This is a genomic window from Rufibacter glacialis (assembly GCF_008271745.1).
GTDB lineage: Bacteria > Bacteroidota > Bacteroidia > Cytophagales > Hymenobacteraceae > Nibribacter > Nibribacter glacialis.
Genome location: NZ_VKKZ01000010.1, coordinates 197,468 through 219,073 on the forward strand (window position 1 = coordinate 197,468; position 21,606 = coordinate 219,073).

At 52.4% G+C, this 21,606-nt stretch carries 18 protein-coding genes; 14 read left to right on the forward strand and 4 right to left on the reverse strand.

The genetic code is table 11. From position 1 onward, the window contains the following. Positions 1-16 precede the first annotated feature (16 nt). The 12 genes from FOE74_RS01655 to uvrB all read left to right on the forward strand — a co-directional run bounded on the left by FOE74_RS01655 (position 17) and on the right by uvrB (position 13,418). Complete coding sequence (locus FOE74_RS01655) at positions 17-2,449, forward strand: GumC family protein (protein WP_149096869.1); 2,433 nt, start codon at positions 17-19, stop codon at positions 2,447-2,449. A 5-nt stretch (positions 2,450-2,454) separates the two neighbouring features. Further along, the gene (locus FOE74_RS01660; RefSeq protein WP_149096870.1) at positions 2,455-3,207 is read left to right on the forward strand and encodes a tyrosine-protein phosphatase; all 753 of its coding nucleotides are present in this window, start codon (positions 2,455-2,457) and stop codon (positions 3,205-3,207) included. Between the two features lie 18 nt (positions 3,208-3,225). Beyond that, positions 3,226-4,200: an NAD-dependent epimerase/dehydratase family protein gene (locus FOE74_RS01665; protein ID WP_149096871.1), complete on the forward strand. Its 975-nt coding sequence runs from the start codon at positions 3,226-3,228 to the stop codon at positions 4,198-4,200. Between the two features lie 78 nt (positions 4,201-4,278). Continuing rightward, the gene (locus tag FOE74_RS01670) at positions 4,279-5,679 is read left to right on the forward strand and encodes a tetratricopeptide repeat protein (RefSeq protein WP_149096872.1); all 1,401 of its coding nucleotides are present in this window, start codon (positions 4,279-4,281) and stop codon (positions 5,677-5,679) included. A gap of 8 nt (positions 5,680-5,687) precedes the next feature. Then, positions 5,688-6,470, forward strand: a complete 783-nt coding sequence (locus FOE74_RS01675; RefSeq protein ID WP_149096873.1) for a phosphosulfolactate synthase — start codon at positions 5,688-5,690, stop codon at positions 6,468-6,470. Positions 6,471-6,495: 25 nt separating this feature from the next. Next, the gene (locus FOE74_RS01680; protein ID WP_149096874.1) at positions 6,496-7,140 is read left to right on the forward strand and encodes a DedA family protein; all 645 of its coding nucleotides are present in this window, start codon (positions 6,496-6,498) and stop codon (positions 7,138-7,140) included. Positions 7,141-7,172: 32 nt separating this feature from the next. After that, positions 7,173-7,910, forward strand: a complete 738-nt coding sequence (locus FOE74_RS01685) for a shikimate dehydrogenase family protein (protein ID WP_149096875.1) — start codon at positions 7,173-7,175, stop codon at positions 7,908-7,910. 380 nt (positions 7,911-8,290) lie between these two features. Next, positions 8,291-8,866, forward strand: a complete 576-nt coding sequence (locus FOE74_RS01690; RefSeq protein WP_308422673.1) for an RNA polymerase sigma factor — start codon at positions 8,291-8,293, stop codon at positions 8,864-8,866. Beyond that, complete coding sequence (locus FOE74_RS01695; RefSeq protein WP_149096876.1) at positions 8,847-10,490, forward strand: outer membrane beta-barrel protein; 1,644 nt, start codon at positions 8,847-8,849, stop codon at positions 10,488-10,490. Before FOE74_RS01690 ends, FOE74_RS01695 begins: the two co-directional genes overlap by 20 nt. 89 nt (positions 10,491-10,579) lie before the next feature. Beyond that, positions 10,580-10,795: a hypothetical protein gene (locus tag FOE74_RS01700; protein WP_149096877.1), complete on the forward strand. Its 216-nt coding sequence runs from the start codon at positions 10,580-10,582 to the stop codon at positions 10,793-10,795. Positions 10,796-10,849: 54 nt separating this feature from the next. Continuing rightward, positions 10,850-11,206 carry a hypothetical protein gene (locus FOE74_RS01705; RefSeq protein WP_149096878.1) on the forward strand — a complete coding sequence of 119 codons (357 nt, stop codon included), beginning with the start codon at positions 10,850-10,852 and terminating at the stop codon, positions 11,204-11,206. Positions 11,207-11,381: 175 nt separating this feature from the next. After that, entirely contained in the window at positions 11,382-13,418 is a 2,037-nt protein-coding gene (uvrB, locus tag FOE74_RS01710; protein WP_149096879.1) for an excinuclease ABC subunit UvrB, read from the forward strand. Positions 13,419-13,928: 510 nt separating this feature from the next. Here uvrB and FOE74_RS01715 read toward each other — a convergent pair. From FOE74_RS01715 to FOE74_RS01725, 3 genes are read right to left on the reverse strand one after another with little or no spacing between them, the layout of a single operon-like run. Beyond that, the gene (locus FOE74_RS01715) at positions 13,929-16,184 is read right to left on the reverse strand and encodes a xanthine dehydrogenase family protein molybdopterin-binding subunit (protein WP_149096880.1); all 2,256 of its coding nucleotides are present in this window, start codon (positions 16,182-16,184) and stop codon (positions 13,929-13,931) included. A 12-nt stretch (positions 16,185-16,196) separates the two neighbouring features. Beyond that, positions 16,197-17,180 carry an FAD binding domain-containing protein gene (locus FOE74_RS01720; protein WP_149096881.1) on the reverse strand — a complete coding sequence of 328 codons (984 nt, stop codon included), beginning with the start codon at positions 17,178-17,180 and terminating at the stop codon, positions 16,197-16,199. Continuing rightward, complete coding sequence (locus FOE74_RS01725) at positions 17,177-17,833, reverse strand: (2Fe-2S)-binding protein (RefSeq protein WP_149096882.1); 657 nt, start codon at positions 17,831-17,833, stop codon at positions 17,177-17,179. Before FOE74_RS01725 ends, FOE74_RS01720 begins: the two co-directional genes overlap by 4 nt. 235 nt (positions 17,834-18,068) lie before the next feature. Between FOE74_RS01725 and FOE74_RS01730 the strand changes: the two genes are divergently transcribed. Next, a complete protein-coding gene (locus tag FOE74_RS01730) occupies positions 18,069-18,602 on the forward strand; it encodes a GNAT family N-acetyltransferase (RefSeq protein ID WP_149096883.1) in 534 nt (177 codons plus the stop codon). A gap of 74 nt (positions 18,603-18,676) precedes the next feature. Next, on the forward strand, positions 18,677-19,288 hold the full coding sequence (locus tag FOE74_RS01735) for a hypothetical protein (RefSeq protein ID WP_149096884.1): 612 nt from the start codon (positions 18,677-18,679) through the stop codon (positions 19,286-19,288). 65 nt (positions 19,289-19,353) lie between these two features. Here the strand turns inward: FOE74_RS01735 and FOE74_RS01740 are convergent, their stop codons facing one another. Beyond that, positions 19,354-21,561, reverse strand: coding sequence for a B12-binding domain-containing radical SAM protein (locus FOE74_RS01740; protein WP_149096885.1), 2,208 nt, complete (start codon positions 21,559-21,561; stop codon positions 19,354-19,356). Positions 21,562-21,606 lie beyond the last annotated feature (45 nt).

The following is a 21,606-nucleotide window of genomic DNA, read 5'->3' on the forward strand; positions in this document are numbered from 1 at the left end:
AGTACAAGATAAATTCATGAGTGTAAAAACAGCCAATGATCTGGATGAACTGGATCATCGTTTGGGTAGTGGGGAAGATGAGGAAGATGATGGCGGAACGAGCATTGATTTTGTAACTCTTTTACATGTAGTTAAACGAAGCATTCCTTGGGTCCTTCTCCTAATACTCTTAGGTGCTGGAGGTTCCTATCTTTACTTGAGGTACACGAAAAAGGTATATGAGTCCTCTTCCACGCTTAAATTAGATGAGCAATCAGAGGCCGGTGTTCTTGGGTTGGAGAACAATGGCCTGAAGGTGGAGTCCGGGATTGGGAAGCTTCAGGGGGAGGTAGACCTTATCAAGTCTAACATCGTCTTTGAAAGGTTAAAAGAAACCATGCCGTTGCAGGTGAGTTACTTTGTGGAGGCGCGGGTCTTGGATGCTGAGTTGTATAAAGATAGTCCATTTGAAGTTCTTTATGACTCGGTGGATTTCAACTTATATGACCAAAAGATTTATGTCAAGTTCCAGTCACCTAGTCGGTTTGACTTATATGTGGGGGAAACCGGTACCCCATCTTCCCACGCGGTAGGTGAGCCAGTTTCCGTAGTTGGCAGCAGAGTCACCATCAAGACAGCTCCATCATTTTCTTCTGCTAGTGTTGGGGTGGAGTATTATTTTGTCATTAACAGTGACCAACGCCTGAAGGGGTACATAGACGGCAATTTAACCACAGCCATTCTTAACCCGGAGTCAAAGACAATTCAGATTTCGTTCAAGGATTTCAATCGTTTCAAGGCGCGTGACATTGTCAATAACATAGATGCCGTTTACCTACAACATAAACTAGAGCGTAGCAATCAAGCGAGTAAGCAGACGCTTAGCTTCTTGAATGAGCAATTAAAGGAAACGGAAGACAGCCTTAGGAAAGCCGAAAACGATATAGAGCAGTTTGTTAGGCAGAACAAGTCTTATGACATTAAGGCTAATCTCCAGGAAGCCTTGAGTATGGTGCAGGAACTGGAGAAAGAGAAGCTAGAACTCAGGTTCCAGTTGTCACTATTGAACACCATTCAAGCCAAAGTTCAGCGAAACGAAGACCTTGGTATGGTGGTAAGTGGGCTACAAGGTCAGGAGGGCCAAGATCCTCAACTGACTGAGCAGTTAACGGAACTCAGCGATTTGCAGGCTCGCATCAGAACGCAGAGCATGACCAGCAGAGGGAATACTACTGCTGAAAAGCTGGCGGAAGAGCAGCTGCGATTCGCCCAGAACAGGATTGCTGGTATCATTAGCAGTAGCAGAGCCTTGGTTCAGACCAAAATCCAAAACATTGACAGGAACCAGTCAGAGCTAACCGGGAAAATCCTTCAGGCGCCGGCGCAGGAAACAGAGCGGGCCCGATTAGAGCGGATTTTTGGGTTGTACGAAAGCTTTTTCACCCAGATATTGAACAAGAGGGTGGAGTATGGGATCGCTATGGCGGGGACTACCCCAGATTTTCAGATTTTATCTCCAGCCAACCTACCAAGTGAATCAAATCCCATCTCGCCTAATCCTCTTCTCATTTATGCCATAGGCATCGCGGGCGGCTTGTTTCTAGGGGTTGGATTGATTGCGACCCGGTACTTGATGCATGATACCGTTACCAACGTGCGGGAATTGGAGCGCAATACGTCTGTGCCTGTGCTGGGGGTGGTGCCTTCCTATGATAAGCAGAAGATGCCCTTCTCTAAATTGGTGGTAAATCAGAACCCAAAATCGGCTTTAAGTGAATCCATCCGTTCAATCAGAACGAACCTGGAATTCATGAGTGCCACCAAGAAAAAACGGATTATCTCCATTACCTCCACTATCAGTGGGGAAGGGAAGACCTTTGTAGCGGTGAACCTGGGGGGCATTATTGCCATGTCTGGCTTGAAAGTAGTGATCCTTGATCTAGACATGCGCAAACCAAAGGTGCATATTGCCTTAGATGGCGATAACAGCAAGGGGATGAGTACCATCCTGATTGACAAGCACACGCTGGAAGAATGCCTGCAGCAGACTTCTGTTCCAGATCTGGACTTCATCTCGGCGGGTCCTACGCCCCCTAACCCTTCTGAGTTGATCATGGGCGGCCGTTTTGATAATGTTTTAGAGGAATTGCACCAAATCTATGATATCATCTTAGTGGATAGTCCGCCGGTAGGGCTGGTGACAGATGGCGTCTTGATCATGCGGAAAGCAGATGTTCCGCTTTACATCATTCGGGCTAACTATTCCAAGAAGACCTTCCTGAAAGGGATAGATAAATTAGTGCGCAACAACCACTTGTCCAACATGGCCACCATCTTGAATGATGTGAGCAGCACCAATATGTATGGCTATGGCTACGGCTATGGCTACGGCTATGGGTACGGGCAAGGCTATTATGATGAGGAGGAAAAGCCAACGGTTGGCAGTAAGCTGAAGTCTTTGTTTAAGTAGAGGGTATGTGGGGTAGCCTTAAGAAGCTTTGGGGGCCAAAGGAGCCCGTAACCTCTTCCTTTGCTGAATTGGGGGCAGACATGCATTCGCACCTGCTTCCTGGGCTGGATGATGGGGCTGCTACCCTAGAAGACTCAATGGAGCTGCTGGAAAGCCTAGTGGCTATGGGCTTCAAGAAGCTTTGCATGACTCCTCATATTATGGGAGATTTCTATAAGAATACCCCAGCTTCTATAAGGGCTAAGTTACAGTTGGTGCAAGAAGCGGCAGTTGCCCGGGGAATCCAGGTGGAGCTTTCCTGTGCTGCCGAATATTATGTGGATGAATGGTTTTTTGCTGCCGTTCAAAATGGAGAGGAGCTTTTGTCCTTTGGGGGCGAGCGCAAGTATGTGCTCATGGAAACCTCTTACATGAATGAGCCTTCCCATTTGCGGCAAGTGATTTTTGCTGTTCAGATGGCAGGCTACACACCTGTGCTGGCGCATCCAGAGCGGTATACTTATTTTTTTGATAGAATGGAGGCGCTTCTCTCTCTGAGAGAAACTGGGGTGTTATTCCAAATAAACATCAATTCCCTGACTGGGTATTATTCCAAACAGGCCAAAGAGGTTGCCCGGCAGCTTATCCAGAAGAAAGCGGTTGAATTTTTAGGTACAGATACGCATGCTATGAAACATATCAATGTGCTGGAGCGGGCACTCACCGAGCCTTTGCTCCAGGAAGCCCTAAAATTACCGCTCCTAAACTCTAGCCTTTAATTAACACCTTACTTCCTTTTGAAACACGTACTGGTTACCGGTGGTAGTGGTCTGGTAGGCCACTTTCTGTTGCAGCGTTTGCTGGCAACCGGTTGTAAGGTCACGGCTTTGTACAGGCAAACAGGTTCAGAACTAACCCACCCTAACCTGCATTGGGTGCAAGGAGACATTCTGGATCCAATGCTGATAAACTCCCTTGTTCAACAGGTAGAAGAGGTGTACCATTGTGCGGGGTTTGTGTCTTATGCGCCCCAAGATGCCGCTTTGTTAAGGCAAATCAATGTAGAAGGCACCACCAATATCGTGGATGCCTGCCTGGAGAAAACCGGGGTGCGGCTGTGCCACGTAAGTTCTATTGCCGCCATCAATCGGAAAAAGGGCGATAAAACTATTCAGGAAGATGCAAAGTGGGATCCAGTGGTGGAGAGGTCTATGTATGCTTCTTCTAAGCATTTCGCTGAGATGGAAGTGTGGCGCGGCATCTCAGAAGGACTTAAGGCGGTGATCGTCAATCCTTCTGTCATCCTGGGGCCCAGAGACATGGAACGCAGCAGCACCCAACTGTTCAAATATATTTCTGAGGAGCGCGCTTTCTATACCCACGGGTATGCTAACTTCGTAGACGTGCGCGATGTGACAGAAGCCATGCTGCGGTTAATGAACGGAAACCATTGGGGAGAACGTTTTATCATCAACGGGCACCAGGTGTCTTATCTGCAGTTCTTCCAGAAGGTGGCTGCTTTGATGGGGAAGAAGGCTCCGTTCCTGAAAGTGCCGGATTGGCTCGCTGAGGTGCTCTGGCGGGTTGAGCGGGTAAGAGGGGCAATCACTGGTACTAAACCTTTGATCACCAAAGAGACCGCCCGCATAGCCAAAGAGGAGCACTTTTATTCCAATGAAAAAATAAAGGCGGCAACTGGTTTAACCTTCCGTTCGTTGGAAGATACCCTGCGCTGGAGTTGCGGGCAACTTGCGAAAGCAGGCAGCTCGTGAAGCTCCCTTTCTGCAAGGGAGAGTGTTGTATAGAATTGGGATCTGGTAAAACAGTCCTTGGTTGAGATTAACTTGTAGATGAACGATAATTTTGAAGATTTTTCCAGCGAAGACCTAGACCTTGTGAAAAGGTTTGAAGCGATGCTGGATGCCAATAGCGCGGTTTTCTTTGATCTCTCAGATTATGAGAGTATCATAGATTATTACGCCAACAGTTTTAACTATAGCCAAGCCTTAAAGGCCTGTGACATAGGCATTACCCAATACCCTTACTCTACTGAACTACTGATTGACAAAGCCCAGATTCTGGCAATGTTGGGGGCTTTTGATGAAGCCCTCCACCTGGTAGAGGAAGTGGCGCAGATTGAACCCGGCAACGAAGACATTCCCCTGACCAGAGGCATCATCTTTAACCAGAAAGGCGATTTTGCCCTGGCCATTGACTGTTTCAAGCAGGCGGTGGAGCAGTCTGAGGTGAAAGATGACATCTACTTCAACATTGGTCTTTCTTACCAGAGTTGGGGTAAGTTCAAGGCGGCCATGAAGTATTACAAGAAAAGCCTGCGGTTGAACATGGAGAACGAGTTGGCCCTGCAGGAACTCCTCTACTGTTTAGAGATCACCGGCGAAGGGGAAGGTGTCATCACCTTCTTCCAGGAATTCGTGGATGAAGACCCGTATTCTGCCATGGCCTGGTTTAACCTGGGCTTGGCGCAGAGCCGCTTAGGGAACTATGAGAAGGCGGTAGGTGCCTATGAATACGCCACCCTTATTCAACCTGATTTAGCGCCCGCTTATGTGAATCTGGCCAATAACTACGTCTATCTGGGAGAGTTCACAAAAGCCATAGAGTCTTTTCAGGCGGCGCTGGAACACACGGAGCCTAACGCAGACATCCTGTGTAACATTGGCGAGTGCTATGAAAAGCTGTCGCAGTGGGATCTTTCGCATAGGTATTACCAGAAGGCCATTGACCTTTCTCCAGAGATGGACGAAGCCTGGTTTGGCATTGGCGTGATCCTGGATTTGCAGGGCAAATGGATGGAAGCGGTGCACCATTACCGCAAAGCCATCTCTTTCTACGCAGACAACGCAGATTACTGGCTGGCCCTGGCCGCGGCCGAGTACAACCTGGGTAACATCATCTCCAGTGTGGAGGCCTATGAGCAAGCCAGCACCCTTTCGCCGGAAAATAAAGATATCTGGCTGAATTGGTCCATCATCCTGTATGAGCAGGGTAATTTTGAAGGGGCTATTGACTTGCTCCTGAACGCGTTAGAGTTGCAGCCAGATGAGGCAGAGCTGCATTACCGGCTGTGCGCCTACAGCCTGGCGGCAGGAAAGTATAAACAGGCATACAATTATTTAGAAAATGCCTTAATTTTGGATTTCGATAAGCACAAGCTTCTTTTCGATTTCTTTCCTGAACTGGAGTCGCAGCGCGCCTTGGCCCGCCTGATAGACCAGTATCGTAAATAACCTTTTTCATGAACTACGAACTTTCCCATTTACCCCAACGCACCTCTAAACCCAGAGAGAGCGGTTTTACCATGGCCATGGACAAAGGCCTCAGCCTAAGAGAGACTGAAAATTTTGTAGAGGTAGCCGGAGAGTACGTAGACATCGTGAAATTGGGCTGGGCCACCTCCTTCGTGACGCCCAACTTAGACAAGAAGTTAGAGATTTATAAGGCGGCCGGAATACCCGTGTACCTGGGAGGTACCCTGTTTGAAGCCTTTATTGTGAGAGGCCAATTTGAGGATTACCGCCGCTTGCTGGACAAGTACGGGTTAACCTTTGCCGAGATCTCCGACGGGTCCATTGAGATGGACCACAACCTGAAGTGCGAATACATCAGAACCCTGGCTCAACAGGTCACCGTGCTGTCAGAGGTAGGGTCAAAGGATGACACCAAGATCATTCCGCCTTACAAATGGATCAGCCTCATGCAGGCCGAGCTGGATGCCGGGGCCTGGAAGGTGATAGGCGAGTCTAGGGAAGCTGGGAACGTGGGGCTTTTCCGGTCTACCGGTGAAGTGAGAAGCGGTCTGGTGGAAGAGATCCTGACCAAGATCCCGTCTGAGAGAATCATCTGGGAAGCGCCTCAGAAAGCCCAGCAGGTGTTCTTCATCAAGCTGCTGGGAGCCAACGTGAACCTGGGCAACATTGCACCCAACGAGATTGTGCCGCTGGAAACGATCCGGTTAGGCCTGCGCGGCGATACGTTCACCCATTTCCTTGACAAAAGCTTTCTAGACAAACTCGTCTAACCCACCCTTTATTTAGTCCGCCGCCATGGAGTTACTCCGCCAGTTCATCGATCTATTCCTGCACCTGGACCAGCACCTGAGCCAGATCATCTCTGACTACGGTACCTGGACCTATGTTATTCTGTTCATGATCATATTCGTGGAGACAGGCGTGGTGGTCATGCCGTTCCTGCCGGGCGACTCCCTGTTGTTTGCCGCCGGGGCCTTTGCCGCCACCGGAGTATTGAATGTCTGGATCTTGATGACATTGCTGTTTATAGCCGCTTTTCTGGGAGACACGCTCAATTACCTCATAGGGGACTATTTCGGACCCAAGGTGTTCAAACGGGACTATAGGTTCCTGAAGCGGGAATACCTGCTCAAAACGCAGGCGTTTTATGAAAAACACGGCGGAAAGACCATCATCTTCGCCCGTTTCATTCCCATCATCCGTACGTTTGCGCCGTTTGTGGCAGGCGTAGGCACCATGAAGTACAGCAAGTTCCTTTCCTATAACATCATTGGGGGCTTTATCTGGGTAGTGGGCTTTGTGATGGCTGGCTTCGTTTTCGGGAACATCCCGGTGGTGAAGAAGAACTTCACGCTTGTGATTTTTGGGATCATCCTTATCTCCATCCTGCCGCCCATCATTGAGTTGGTAAAGCAGAAGATGGGTTCTAAAAAACAGTAGCCCAGGAAGTACCTTAACTCCCAGAAAGCCTTATGGAACATGAATACGGGCTGGTAGGATACAAGCTAACCCACTCTTTCTCCCAGAAATATTTCACTGAGAAGTTCAGCGCCGAAGGAATCAAAGACAGCGTCTACCACCTCTTTGAGTTAGACCAGATCGCAGACTTCCCAGAATTGCTGCGGGCGCACCCGAACCTGAAGGGGCTCAACGTGACCATCCCCTACAAAGAAACCATCATCCCTTTCCTGGACGGGATGGAGGCTGCCGCTGCGCGCATAGGAGCGGTGAACGTGGTGAAGTTTGAGAACGGACAGCTCATTGGGCACAACTCAGATTACCAGGGCTTCATGCAGTCGCTGCAGAATTTCTATCCGTGCTACTCCCATTCGCAGGCGTTGGTGCTGGGAACGGGAGGGGCGGCCAAGGCCGTGATGGCAGCTTTGGAATACCTGAACATCGCCTACAAGGTGGTCTCCCGGCAACCAAGACCAGGCATGCTCACCTACCAGGACCTCACGCCCAGCGTCCTTTCCTCCGTGTCGCTTATTGTCAATGCCTCGCCGATGGGAACGTTCCCTAACCACGACCAGGCGCCCGACCTTCCTTATGAGCTGTTGTCTGCCCACCACTACCTCTATGATCTGGTGTACAACCCCGCAGAAACGCTTTTCATGAAGCGCGGCAAAGAGATGGGCGCCAAAACCATCAACGGCTATGAAATGCTCTGCCTCCAGGCCGAGGTAGCCTGGCAGATCTGGCACAGCTAACCCCGTTTTTCCTCTATTTTTCTGAAAACAGCCGCCAAACTAAGACTTGGCGGGAGAAGGATAGTTCCCACTTTTCTTATGGCTAGCCTCCCGGCAGACCAGGAGAAAAGATTCTTCTGCTGCCAATTAAAAAGATAAACTTGTCTGAAGGCAAGGAGCGTGTTTTCCATATAGGAAGATGGGTTTCTGGTTTACCCCTGTTTTTTAAAATTTCTCCCTAAAACGGGGCGCCTCCTATCTGGCATCTGGCCTATTTTCCATGTATCTTTCTTGTGCGTCGAAGTTGGGTAAGAAATTTATCCTCTTCGGGCAAGGCCTGATGCAACCTTTCAGGGGCCGGCAGGCTCTTAGCAGTAGAAGATCATTTAAGTGACTCTCCGTTGAAGATTTTCAAGCCCAAAGATCCTACCGAGGCAGACCTGATCAAAAGGGCTGTGGGCGGCAAGCGTGATGCCCAGCAGGCACTGTACCAACAGTACGCGGGCAGAATGCTGGCCGTGAGTAAACGGTATGCCCGCACAGATTTTGAGGCCGAGGATATTTTACAGGATTCCTTTGTGAAAGTGTTCCTGTACCTGAAGAACTTCAAAGGAGACTGCCCGCTGGAATTCTGGATCAGGCGGATCGTGATCAATACTGCCCTCAAGCACCAACGCACCAACCGGCACCTGATGGTCACAGACCAGGAAGAGGATTGGGAGGAGGTCTCTGAGCATGACAACATAGACAACCAGTTTGCCTATGAAGAACTATTGCAGCTGGTGCGTGAGTTGCCGCCCCGTTACCAGGCAGTGTTCAACCTGTACGCCATTGAAGGCTTTTCGCACAAAGAAATAGGAGAGATGCTGGACATCACAGAAAGTACCTCTAAATCACAATACTCCCGCGCCCGCGCCAGCTTACGGCAGGCGTTGCTGCGGTTAAAAAAGCAATACCATGAAAGAGTCACCGGCTAAGAAAGAACAAGGCCAGTCTATGGAAGACATCTTCCGGAATGGTCTTGCTGGAGCAGAAAGCGCTCCGTCCCCGCGTCTCTGGGAAAATATTGACCGGGAACTGGAGAACCATGAACTGCACGGCTACAGGCAGCAGGTGAAATGGTACCGGTCCATAGCCGCGGTGTTCCTCTTGCTGTTCGTGTCAGTGGGCCTTTACCTGTGGCAGCAAGAAGCCGCCCCCACGCTAAACCAGGGAGGCAAATTGGCTAGCCAGCAAAGTAGCTCCATTCCTGAAGTCAGGAGCGAAGGCAGTCCTAAAGAAGGTGCTGAGGGTAACGAGCCTTTGGCAGTGCCAGGTCAATCGGAGGGTGGGGCAAAGGAACGTCCTGAGCAGCTGGCCTCTGTTTCTGGGGCTGTTCCTGAAAAACGGGCGTTAAACAGAACCAGGCGTGCGGCCACTGCGGAGGCCGTCAAGAAAGACGGGTTCGGCGTAGCCGCTGACAACCGACCACAAGCATTGGCGCAGCATAAGACTGTGCCAACGTCCCAGGCGCAGCCAGAAGCCCCAGCAGGTTTGCCTATCCTGGAAAATAAAAAGACCGAGTCAACGGCAGCGTCTTCCCCAGAACCGGCTGTTTCTGAAATAACTGCCCTGGAACGCTTCCCTAAGGCCATGACCCAAAGTCTAGCGTTAACCCCTGGACTTTCCATTACCGGTGATTCGCTTCTGCCAGGGCCTCAGAAAAGCATCATGGTGCAGAAGAAAGAGGAAGGAGCTGTAGTGGCGCAGACTGTGCCTGCCGGCGGTAAAGGCAATGAAACCGAAACAACGGGCGTTTACAAGTGGAGCCTGACCATGGCGTACAGTCCGCAGTACGCCTATAGTCCGGTTAAACTTGAAAATGGTTCTTCTATGGGTAGTAAGGCATCTTCTATACAGCAATCCCAAGTGTCCCGGCAGTACCAGGAAGCGGTGGAGGAATACAACAACAGCTATTCGCCTGCTTACTCCTACGCTGCCCTGGTGGGGGCCAGTTATAGGATCAATGACAAGTGGCAGGTAGAAAGCGGGGTGCTGTATACCCAGAATGAGGCCACTACCACCCAATCCTACCTGGTGTACGGGAGCAGGGGAACCATGGACTTTGGGTTTACAGGCAACACTTCCGCCAGTCCCACAGCAGGGAAAGGGATGCCCCTGGTCACCAGTGCCCTACAGCCGGAAGCGGCCATGCACCCGGTTTCCATCAACCGCACAGACCAATACACCACCCGGTACCGGTACCAGAAGGTAGGGCTACCGGTGCGTCTAGCCTACCGGATTTCGCACAAAAAAGCCTACGCACTCATCTCCGGCGGAGTGAACATGAATTTTCTGGTGCAGAATTCCATTGTACCAGAGACAGATCAGGTAGAGACCGTGCGGTTTGGCCTCAGTGATGAGAACTCGCCCTTCAGAACGGTGCAGTGGGCTACCACCACCTCGGTGGGCCTAGGATATGACGTGACCAGGAAAATGAGTTTCATGATTTCCCCGGAGTTCACCTACTCCCTCACCCCCATGGTGCGGGATCAACCACGGCAGGGCAACATGTACCAACTGGGGGTGAGCATAGGGGGCCGGTGGCGCCTTGCCAAATAAGTAGTTTAATCTTTTTTACAGGAGTAGGGGTTCGGCCTTTTTTGCAGGTCTTCCTTACTCAGCATACACTTACCTAGTTTTTTACCCTAATGCACAAGACTTTCTCTCTCTTAAAGGTAGTAAGAACCTGGGCACTGCTTTTTTCTGTTCCTTTGTATATGGTGACGGCGGCGCTCTGGCTTAAAGAAGAAATAAAGAATGTTGTCGGCGAGAAAGAAAAGAATGTGGTGGCCGCCATGAAAAAGCAAATGCAGAAAGCCCTGGTTGACCAGGGCAAAAAGCGCAATACCGTACTTTTACCTTAATTTCAAGAAAATAGCCACAAAACAATCCTACACGGTAAACATCTGGAAGAGACCATGCTGAAAAGTTGCAGATCTTTAGGGGTCATGGCCGGCCTGTTGGCCCTCTCTGGTTGTGAGGAGGAGGAACCGGTTAGCCCCTGTTTCCAGGCGGTGGTGGTAGACCAAGGCTGTGGTACGGTCCTGGCCATCTTGGATACCGCCGCAGCCCGTATCATAGGCACCAAACCCCAGAACGACTCCGTTTACGTGAATACCTTTGACCTGCACCCCTATTACCAGGTGCCGGGCAAAAACCTCTACCTCACCCTCAGGCCTATCCCTAAAGAAGAGGCGCCGCCGTGCCCAGGTTTTGTGCCGGTGGTGTACCCGCACGTGAAAGTGCTCACCGTAAGCGAGGAACCTTGTGGTTGACGGGTAGAAGTTCTTTCTTGCAGCATCATTACAAAGGCGCCGTTTCGCAGAAGCGGCGTTTTTTGCGTTATTTTAGTAAACTAAGCCTCAAACGCTAGTAAATTTAGCAGCAAGCTAAACTCTATTGGCCGGCTTGGTGTTACAATACGTTACCTTTGATCGTATTTTTTCCTCTATGGATTTCCAATTAACGTCAGAATTCAAACCAACCGGAGACCAGCCCAAAGCCATCAAGGAACTGGTGAAGGGCATCAAGACAGGGGAGCATGCCCAGGTGTTGCTGGGAGCTACCGGTACCGGTAAAACTTTTACGGTGGCCAACGTGATCCAGGAGGTGAAGAAGCCTACGCTGGTGCTGTGCCACAACAAAACCCTGGCTGCACAGCTCTACGGCGAGTTCAAGCAGTTCTTCCCCAACAACGCGGTGGAGTACTTCATCTCCTACTATGACTACTACCAGCCCGAGGCCTACATCGCTTCCTCTGATGTCTTCATAGAAAAAGACCTGCAGATCAACGAGGAGATTGAAAAGCTTCGGCTCCATGCTACTTCGGCGCTGCTATCGGGCCGCCGTGATGTGATCGTGGTGGCCTCGGTGTCCTGCATCTACGGTATAGGCAACCCAGAGGAATTCGGGAAGAACGTGATCCCGCTGGCCCCGGGCATGAAGGTGAGCCGCAACAACCTGCTCTACCAGTTCGTGTCCATTCTCTATAGCCGCACCGAGGTGGAGTTCACACGTGGAACCTTCCGGGTGAAGGGCGATACCGTGGACATTTATCCGGCTTACGCCGATTTTGCCTACCGCATCTACTTCTGGGGCGATGAGATCGAGTCCATCCAGCGCATAGACCCTGAGTCCGGAAGAAAGATTGCCGATGAGGAAGGAATCTCGCTGTTCCCGGCCAATCTCTTCGTGACGGGCAAAGACACCCTGAACCAGGCCATCAATGAGATCCAGTTTGACATGGTGGCCCAGCACGAGTACTTCCTCAAAGAAGGCCGCGACAATGAAGCCAAACGCATCAAGGAGCGGACTGAGTTTGACCTGGAGATGATCCGGGAACTGGGCTACTGCTCAGGCATTGAGAACTATTCCCGCTACTTTGACCGCCGTGAGCCCGGTGCCCGTCCGTTCTGTCTGCTGGACTATTTCCCAGATGATTTCCTGATGGTGATTGACGAGAGCCACGCTACCCTGCCGCAGGTACGCGCCATGTGGGGCGGTGACCGCTCGCGCAAGACGGCGCTTGTAGAGTATGGGTTCCGGTTACCCGCTGCCATGGACAACCGTCCGCTTACGTTCAACGAGTTTGAGAGCGTCATGCACCAGGTTATCTTCGTGAGTGCCACTCCCGGCGACTACGAGATCCAGAAATCGGAGGGCGTGGTGGTAGAGCAAATCATCCGCCCGACGGGCTTATTAGACCCCGAGATTGAGATCAGGCCCAGCCAGAACCAGATTGATGACCTGCTGGACGAGGTGGACAACCGCATCAAGTCCGGTGACCGGATTCTGGTGACCACGCTCACCAAGCGCATGGCCGAGGAACTGACCAAGTACATGGAGCGCCTCAACATCAAGGTGAAGTACATCCACTCTGAGGTGAAAACCCTGGACCGCGTGGAGATTCTGCGCGAGCTGCGCCTGGGTATCATTGACGTGCTCATTGGCGTGAACCTGCTGCGCGAGGGTCTTGACTTACCCGAGGTGAGTTTGGTGGCCATTCTGGACACCGACAAAGAAGGCTTCCTGCGCGACCAGCGTTCCCTGATCCAGACCATTGGCCGTGCCGCCCGGAACGAGAACGGAAAAGTAATCATGTACGCCGACCGGATGACGGGTTCTATGCAACGCGCCATTGACGAGACCAACCGCCGCCGGAACACGCAGATAGAGTACAACCTGGAGCACGGCATTACGCCCAAAACCATTCTCAAGTCCAAGGAAGCCATCATGGAACAGACCTCCGTGGCCGACTCTAACCGCACCAAGGAACCAAAAGCGTATGCCGGACCAGATGAAAGTCTCATGTCTATTGCCGCTGACCCAGTGGTGCAATACATGAAGAAAGACGAGCTGGAGAAAGTGATCAAGAAAACCGAGAAGCAGATGGAAGCCGCCGCCAAAGAGCTGGACTTCCTGCAGGCCGCCAAGTTCAGAGACGAACTGGCTGAGCTGCGTAAACTGCTCAAGAGTAAGAAAGATTAATTTCTCAATAGTCGAGGTGGTTTCTGATTTTGGGCTCATTTTCAGAAATGAAGCCAAAAACGGAAAGGGTGGAGACACTCGTAGGAGCTGCGCACACTACGAGGTCTTGTGAGTTACCGCTATTGCGGATTCAAACCTCACAGGTTTTTAAAACCTGTGAGGTTTTTTTCTTAAGAATCAGGACAAACTAAAATATTTATTTTGTCATCCTGGAAGGATCTCGGTAGCGAACTAAGAAAGCTATAAATGATCGCCATTGCCGTTTGCCACCGAGATCCTTCCAGGATGACAGGGAGAGAAGAATGTCCAAGTACTGGAAAACTTTTGAGGCTAGGCTATATAAAGTGTTTCAGGAAGCAATTAAAAAATGCCAACACCGCCTACTCCAAAGACCTCGTAGTGTGCGCAGCTCCTACGAGTGTCTCCGCCAACAGCGTTGATATTTACAAAAAAAGACCTCACAGGTTTCAAAAACCTGTGAGGTCTGGCGTTTTCAGGCTGTTTTTCAACTTATACCATCATCAGTTTGTCCGGCGTGATGGGTAATTCTCTGATCCGCTTGCCCGTGGCGTTGAAGATGGCGTTGGCAATAGCCGGGGCTACGCCGATGATGGCGATTTCCCCGATGCCTTTGGTGCCGTTGGGGTTATTGATCAGGTCGGGTTTGTTCACGAACAGGGAGGAGATATTGGGCGCATCGGCGTGCACCGGTACGTGGTACTCAGCCAGGTCTTTGGTCACGTACCGCCCAAACCGGTGGTCCATAATTGCGCCTTCGGTCAAGGCCATACCAATACCGCCTACCGCGCCGCCAATCATCTGGTTGCCGGCGGTCTTGGCGTTGATGATGGTGCCGGCATCAGCGCAGGAGACCATGTTGGTCACGCGAATCTGGCCCGTCAGGGGGTGTACCTGCACCTCGGCAAAATGCACGGAGTAGGAGTACATGGAGTATTTCTGCCGGAGACTCGCGTCTGGGCTTGATTCTTCCGTCACTTCCAGCTCCGGTAGGTTCTGTTGTTTCAGAATATCACCAAAGGAAAGACGGGCCGAAGGGGAGGCCGTCAGGGAAACGTAGCCGTCTTTGAACGTCAGGTTTTCCACGGTGGCGCCTTTGAAGCTGGTGTCTGAATTGCCGGCTACCATGCTGGTTAAGCGCTTCTTCAGCACCTGGCACACGGCATGCACCGCAGAACCCACCGTAGCCACCGTAGCAGAACCACCCTGGCTGGGCGAAGGCGGATACAGGGAGCTACCCAACTCAAACACGATCTTCTCGGGCGGCAGGCCCAGGTTTTGCGCCGCAATCTGGACCATGGCCGTTCCGGTTCCCGGCCCAATATCCGTGGTGGCGCTTTGCATGACCAGCGTGCCGTCTTTGTGTAAGGTGGCTTTCACTTTGGCGCGGCCGCGGTTCGCCCCGAAGGTGCCCACGCCCATGCCGTAGCCTACCAGCCATTCGCCGTTTTTCACCATGCCGGGTTGCAGCTGCCGTTTTCTCCAGCCAATCTTCTCAGCCCCCATCTGCATGGCCTCCTTCAGGTATTTGGTAGACCAGGGCAGGTTCTTCTCGGGGTCTTTGTCGGTGTGGTTGATCAAGCGGAATTCCAGCGGGTCCATACCAATCACGTAGGCCATCTCGTCAAGCGCACATTCCAGGGCGAAGGCGCCCGTTGCCTCACCGGGGCCACGCATCCAGATGGGCGTGCTTACGTTCAGGGGCAGGATGCGGTAACGGGTGGTCACATTGGGGCTGGTGTACATCATGCGCGTCTGCTGCAAGGTAGACTCGGTGAACTCCTCGTAAGAAGACGTCTGCCCAATGGCCTCGTGCGTGATGGCGGTGATTTTTCCGTCTTTGGTGGCGCTCATGCCCACTTTCTGCCACGCATGCGGCCGGTAACCCACCATGGTGAACATCTGCTCGCGGGTGAGCATGAGTTTTACGGGGCGGTTTACTTTCTTGGCGGCAATGATAGCGGCGGTTTCGTGGGGCCAGGTGTGTAGCCCGTTCCCAAAAGCCCCGCCCACATAGGTGGCAATCACTTTCACGTTTTGAACCGGAATTCCCCAATCTTTGGCAAAAGCGTTCTGGGTGCCAATCACCGCCTGGGTTTTGTCATAGACGGTGAGTTTGTTGTCGGCCTCCCAGTGCGCGATGATGGACTGCAACTCCATGGGGTTGTGGAATTCCGTAGGAATCACGTATTCGCTCTCAATCTTCAGCGGCTCGGTTTTGTAGGCGTCTTCCTTGCCCCGCACGTAGTCATTGAGACCATGCTTGGGGTTGCGTTTGGCCACCGTGGGCAAAACCGCCTTGGACACGTTTTGGTGGAAATCAGTGGCGTGTTTTTCTACATTGTACTGCACCTTTACCAGTTTGGCCGCGTACATGGCTCGCTCCAAGGTGTCTGCTACTACCACCGCAATGGGTTGGTCGTTGAAGTGAATCTGGTTATCAATGAAAACCTGTAGGGGCTTGCCCGCGGGTTTAGGCTCGGTGGGGTGCGCCTCCTGGACATACCCGGGAACTTTAATCGAGTTCTGGTAATGGAGCACAGCCAGGACCCCAGGCGCATTCTCAGCTCTTTTGGTGTCAATGCTTTTGATGCTGCCCCTGGCGATGGTGCTGCCCACCAAGACGGCGTGCGCCATGTTGGGCAACTCATATTCAGCGGAGTATTTGGCGGCACCCGTCACTTTCTGGCGGCCATCTACCCGGTCCATCGGCTTGCCAACGGTATCTTGGAAGAAATAATCTTTCATAAGGAAGGAGGGTTAAACGGCGCCTGCCGCGTTTTTCAGGGCCTGCACAATGGTGTTAGGACCCAATTTCAACTTGAACTGGTTGTGCTCAAACGCTTTCGCGCCGCGCATGGCCACCTCGGCGGCCTGCCGGAACGTGGCCTCATTGGCGGGTTTGCCGGCCAGGAACTGCTCGGCTTCCTGCAAGCGCCAGGGTTTGTGCGCCACGCCGCCCATGGCCAGCCTGGCTGATTTGATGTTACTGCCGTCTAAATCCAGTGCCGCTGCCACCGAGACCAAGGCAAAGGCATAGGAGTTGCGGTCGCGCACTTTGAGGTAATGGACGTTTTTGGTGTACGGGTTCTCCGGAACATCCACGGCCATGATCAACTCGCCCTGCTGCAGGTTTGTGTGGATGTGGGGTGTATCACCAGGCAGCCTATGGAACTCCCCAAACGGGATTTTCCTGTCGCCTTTAGGGCCCGACACCAGCACTACGGCATCTAGCGCTACCAAGGCCACGTTCATGTCACTGGGGTTCACGGCAATGCATTTGTCACTGTGCCCGAAGATGGCGTGCATGCGGTTATAGCCTTCAATAGCGCTGCACCCGGTGCCGGGTTCGCGTTTGTTGCAGGGCATGGCGGTGTCATAGTAATAAGGGCAGCGCACGCGTTGCATCATGTTGCCGCCCACGGTGGCCATGTTCCGGAGTTGCGCCGAGGCGCCTGCGTTCAAGGCCTGAGACAGCAACGGATGCTTCTCCAGCACCAATTTGTCCTCGGCCACGGCCCCGTTCAAGGCCAAGGCCCCTATACGGACGGTGCCGTTTTCCCGCTCTATTTTTCTTAAGGGAAGTTTATTGATGTCTACCAGTTTTTCGGGGTTCAGGACGTCGCGTTTCATGAGGTCTACCAGGTTGGTGCCTCCGGCGATGAACATGGCCGTCTGGTCTTTGGCTACCGTATCAATGGCCGCCTTGGGTTTGCTGGGCTTCACGTATTGGAATGGAATCATACTTTGTGCCCTCCGTTTTTAACCTCTTTGATGGCGTTCACAATGTTGGGGTAGGCGCCGCACCGGCAGATATTGCCGCTCATGTACTCCCTGATCTCGTCATCAGAATCAGCGTGGCCTTCTTTGATGCACGCCACCGCGCTCATGATCTGGCCCGGCGTGCAGTACCCGCACTGGAACCCGTCGTGCTTGATGAAGGCCTCCTGCATGGGGTGCAGCTTATCTCCGTTGGCGAGGCCTTCAATGGTGGTGATTTCTTTGCCGTCTGCCATGGCTGCCAACGTGAGGCAAGACAAAACGCGCTGCCCGTCTACGTGCACAGTGCAGGCTCCGCACTGCCCATAGTCGCAGCCTTTCTTGGTGCCGGTGAGGTGCAGTTGTTCGCGCAGCAAATCCAGCAGGGTGGTACGCGGTTCTATGGAAAGTTTTTGCTTTTTGCCGTTGATGCCCAGGGTCACTTTCACCTGCTCAAATACTGCGGCTACCTTTTCTTCAAATTTCAGTTCTGCGGCTTTGAGGGCCGCCGGGGGAGCCAACGCCAGCGCCGTGAGCAAGGATGATTGCTTCAGGAAGGTTCGGCGCGCGTCTGAATGTTGTGCTTGACCACCCTCGCCCTCCGGAAGATGTTGGTCGGGGAATTTATCTTGGGGCATATATCTCTAGGTTGGGGTACGAATTCAACTACTAGTATACGCAGGCAACCCCTTAGAAAGTGTATAAATAACAGGTAAATTCACTCGTTTTTCCGTTCATCTGAAATTCCGGGGCATAGTTGTTTCCAGGCTAAAATCTGAAAACAAGGCCTGAAACGAGGGCCTGAGGTCTGATTTTTCTTTTGTCACAGTCTGCACGAGTCCTTCTTCCGTACCTTTGCCTGAAAATCGTTGTATGTCCGCTCCCCTTTCCCATGCCTTCACCTTCCGTCCAGGAACTTCCGCTGATGCGGCTTTGCTCGCCGATTTAGGCTGGCGCACCTTTGACGAGACCTTTGCTGCCTACAACAAACCCGAGGACATGGAAGTCTTTCGCCCCACCATGTATGCCCCAGAAATACAGGCCGCCGAGTTAGCCGATCCCCACACGGAATTCCTGTTGGTGGAAGCAGCAGGGGAGGCAGTAGCCTATGTGAAATGGAACACCGCCCCGGCCCCCGCTGAAATATCCGGGAAAAGACCTTTCCAAATTAGCCGCCTCTATCTGTTGAAAGCCTGGACCGGCCGCGGTTTAGGGGATACTTTGATGAAAACGAGCTTAGGACGCGCGCAGCAAAACGGCCATGACGTGGTGTGGCTCACCGTGTGGGAAAGCAACGAGCGCGCCATCCGGTTTTACCAAAAGTACGGGTTCAAAGAAGTAGGCGAGTTGGCGTTTGTGTTGGGCGCAGACGTGCAGCGGGATTTGTATATGCAGCGGGAGGTATAGGGTGAGACGCTCGCAGGTCCTCCGGACGCTACGAGGTCTTTTGACAAACGCTTTTGAATCTCGTATATGGCTAAATGCAAAAGACGAAGGATTTAGAGCCTTGTAAGTTCTACCATATTTATACACGAGGCAATAACACTGAAACGGTTTTCCTGAACCAGGAAAGTTACTTTTACTTCCTGAAGTTATACCGCAAATATGTAGCGCCGTTTGTGCATACTTACTGCTACTGCCTGTTGCCTAATCATATACATTTCTTGATTCAGGTAAGGGAGGAAGAAGATCTATTCAAAAGAAGCGAACAAAACCAAGAACTGATACCCATACGCATCCAAAGGCAATGGGGGCATTTACTAAATGCTTTTACAAAAGCAATGAACACCCGTTATGGGAGAGTTGACAGCCTGTTTCAGAAGCGATTCAGAAGGAAAGAAGTCACCTCTGAGGCATACTTTACGAACCTGATTTTCTACATCCATTTCAACCCACAACATCACGGCTTAATTCAGGATTTCAAGGATTGGCCCCACTCTTCTTACCATAGCCTCCTTTCCAAAAAGCCAACTAGCCTGGAGCGCCACACAGTTCTTGAGTGGTTTGGAGGCAAGACCCATTTGGAAAGGTTCCACCAAGAAAATGCAGACTTTCGCGTCATCACTTCTTTCATAGAAGAAGACGAATTGTAATACCGCCAATTCAAAAGACCTCGTAGCGTCTGAAAGACCTGCGAGCGTCTGCACCAAAAACAACCTTACACCACCAACAACCCACGCTCCCGCAGATCCAGCCACGTATCTGTGATGAGGAACTCCTGGAAGGTGAACATCTGGCCTTGGGGGTAATCCGTGGCTAGGTCTTTTAAAAGATACTTGGTGCCGTAATCCTCAGAAAGGCGGGTGAGCCAGGTATGCAGCCAGTGGCCTACTTCCGGCGAAGTGCGGATTTCGTATTCCTCGGTTTTTTCCGTGAAGGTGAGCACTGCATTATGGAAGGTGCGGCCTTTTTTGGTTTTGGTGACCACTTCTACCTCCGGTGCATTTCCCAGCCAAACCACGCGCAGGTTCTGTTTCTCAGAATCCGGCTTGCCAATCGCCTCTACGGCTTGGGCAATCATTGTCTTGGGGTGCGAGGCCCGTGGTACCTTGAAGTCAAACCAGAACGAAAGCGGCTCCTCCAGGCCTATGCCGTGCATGTAGTTATAGAGCGCTTTCGCCAAACCAGCCCCGAAAAGCTCGTGGTCGGCGCCTTGCGGGTCTTCGTGCCATAGGTCATTATCTGCAAAGAGGCCGGGTTCCGGACCTACTTTCACCACACCGTATTTCTCGGGGTTCTTGCCCACCGGGCTGTGCGCCGTCATGGAGAACCGGTGCCAGTAGCCACTCTGGATCACGTTCTGGGCAAACAGTTGCCGCACTACTTCCAAAGAGTCAATGGTCTCTTGGGCGGTCTGCGTGGGGAAACCGTACATGAGGTAAGCGTGCACCATGATGCCTGCCGCAGTGAAATCCCGCGTGACGCGGGCTACCTGCGCAATGCTCACGCCCTTCTCCATCTTCGCCAACAGGCGGTCAGACGCTACTTCCAAGCCGCCCGAGACGGCAATACAGCCACTGGCGGCCAGCAAGCGGCAAAGGTCGGCGGAGAACGTTTTCTCAAACCGGATGTTGCCCCACCAGGTAATCTTCACGCCCCGGCGCAGCAACTCAATGGCTAAATCGCGCAGGGCCAGCGGCGGCGCGGCCTCATCCACGAAGTGGAAACCAGTTTGGCCGGTCTGCGCAATGATCTGCTCAATGCGGTCTACCAGCAGGGTGGCGGGCGCGGTCTCGTAGCGCGAGATGTAATCTAAGGTGATATCACAGAAAGAGCAGCGTTTCCAGTAGCAACCGTGGGCGATGGTGAGCTTGTTCCAGCGCCCGTCAGACCAGAGGCGGTGCATGGGGTTGAGCACTTCCACCACGCTCAGGTACTCATGCAGGCGTAGGTCACTATAATCAGGCGTACCTACCTCGTGGTGTGGGATATCGGCATCCTGGGCGCCGTTAAGGTATTGGACTTCGCCGTTCAGCAACATAAACGTGCGTTGCAGTTGCTCTATGGAACGCTGGCCCTGGAAATGCTCCAGCAGTTTGAGCCACGGACCTTCGCCGTCATCTAAGGTAATGAAGTCAAGGTAGTGGAAAATGCGGGGCTCACGCAGGCTTCGCAGTTCAGTATTGGGATAGCCACCGCCCATGAGGGTTTTGAGGTGCGGGTACTTCTGCTTGATGAACTGCGCTAGGCGCAACGCACCGTACAGGTTGCCGGGGAAAGGCACGGTAAACCCCACCACGTCCGGCTGTACTTCCTGCAGGCGCTCGTCCAGAATGTCCAGCAGCATCTGGTCTACCAGGTTGGGCGTGGTTTGCAGCTCTTCCTCCAGCGGGTCAAAAGAGGTGGCGCTCATAGCCAGTTTATCCGCGTAGCGGCTAAAGCCGAAGTGCGGGCAAACCGTCTCCTTGATCAAATCTGCCAGATCCTCCAGGTACAGGGTGGCCAGGTGGCGGGCTTTGTCTGAAATACCCATGGTGCCGAAAGCTTCCTCCAGATCAGCCAATTGCAGAAACCTGCTGGCCTCCGGCAGAAAGGAGCCCAGGGCAATGGGGTGGGCCAGGGTGCTGTCGCGGCCCTGCAGAAAGCGGATGACCGGCTCAATGGTGTCCAGGTAAGACTTGCGCAGGCGCACCATGCGCTGGCTATTGTCAGACAGGTCATAGGTGCCATCTAGAATGGCCTGGAACACCTGGTGCAGGCCTTTCCGGGAGAACAGGCGCAACACCAGCTCCAGCCCGAAATCTGCCTGCGTGACGTCAAACCCTCTGCCGCGCAGAAAACCTTTGATATAGGCCGTGGCCGGATAAGGCGTGTTGAGCTGAGTGAGCGGCGGCGTGAGGAGCAGAATTTTAGGAGCGGTTGCCAAGGAATCAAATTTAGGGCAAAGGTACGGAAACGAGTGCTGAGTCTG

What these genes read in the sequence shown, in the direction of transcription:
- FOE74_RS01655 (WP_149096869.1), top strand. Translation starts at nt 17, where the DNA reads ATGAGTGTAAAAACAGCCAATGATCTGGATGAACTGGATCATCGTTTG.
- FOE74_RS01720 (WP_149096881.1), bottom strand. Translation starts at nt 17,180, where the DNA reads ATGATTCCATTCCAATACGTGAAGCCCAGCAAACCCAAGGCGGCCATT.
- FOE74_RS01695 (WP_149096876.1), top strand. Translation starts at nt 8,847, where the DNA reads ATGAAAGAGTCACCGGCTAAGAAAGAACAAGGCCAGTCTATGGAAGAC.
- FOE74_RS01680 (WP_149096874.1), top strand. Translation starts at nt 6,496, where the DNA reads ATGGAGTTACTCCGCCAGTTCATCGATCTATTCCTGCACCTGGACCAG.
- FOE74_RS01730 (WP_149096883.1), top strand. Translation starts at nt 18,069, where the DNA reads ATGTCCGCTCCCCTTTCCCATGCCTTCACCTTCCGTCCAGGAACTTCC.
- uvrB (WP_149096879.1), top strand. Translation starts at nt 11,382, where the DNA reads ATGGATTTCCAATTAACGTCAGAATTCAAACCAACCGGAGACCAGCCC.
- FOE74_RS01725 (WP_149096882.1), bottom strand. Translation starts at nt 17,833, where the DNA reads ATGCCCCAAGATAAATTCCCCGACCAACATCTTCCGGAGGGCGAGGGT.
- FOE74_RS01685 (WP_149096875.1), top strand. Translation starts at nt 7,173, where the DNA reads ATGGAACATGAATACGGGCTGGTAGGATACAAGCTAACCCACTCTTTC.
- FOE74_RS01700 (WP_149096877.1), top strand. Translation starts at nt 10,580, where the DNA reads ATGCACAAGACTTTCTCTCTCTTAAAGGTAGTAAGAACCTGGGCACTG.
- FOE74_RS01670 (WP_149096872.1), top strand. Translation starts at nt 4,279, where the DNA reads ATGAACGATAATTTTGAAGATTTTTCCAGCGAAGACCTAGACCTTGTG.
- FOE74_RS01735 (WP_149096884.1), top strand. Translation starts at nt 18,677, where the DNA reads ATGCAAAAGACGAAGGATTTAGAGCCTTGTAAGTTCTACCATATTTAT.
- FOE74_RS01715 (WP_149096880.1), bottom strand. Translation starts at nt 16,184, where the DNA reads ATGAAAGATTATTTCTTCCAAGATACCGTTGGCAAGCCGATGGACCGG.
- FOE74_RS01675 (WP_149096873.1), top strand. Translation starts at nt 5,688, where the DNA reads ATGAACTACGAACTTTCCCATTTACCCCAACGCACCTCTAAACCCAGA.
- FOE74_RS01705 (WP_149096878.1), top strand. Translation starts at nt 10,850, where the DNA reads ATGCTGAAAAGTTGCAGATCTTTAGGGGTCATGGCCGGCCTGTTGGCC.
- FOE74_RS01660 (WP_149096870.1), top strand. Translation starts at nt 2,455, where the DNA reads ATGTGGGGTAGCCTTAAGAAGCTTTGGGGGCCAAAGGAGCCCGTAACC.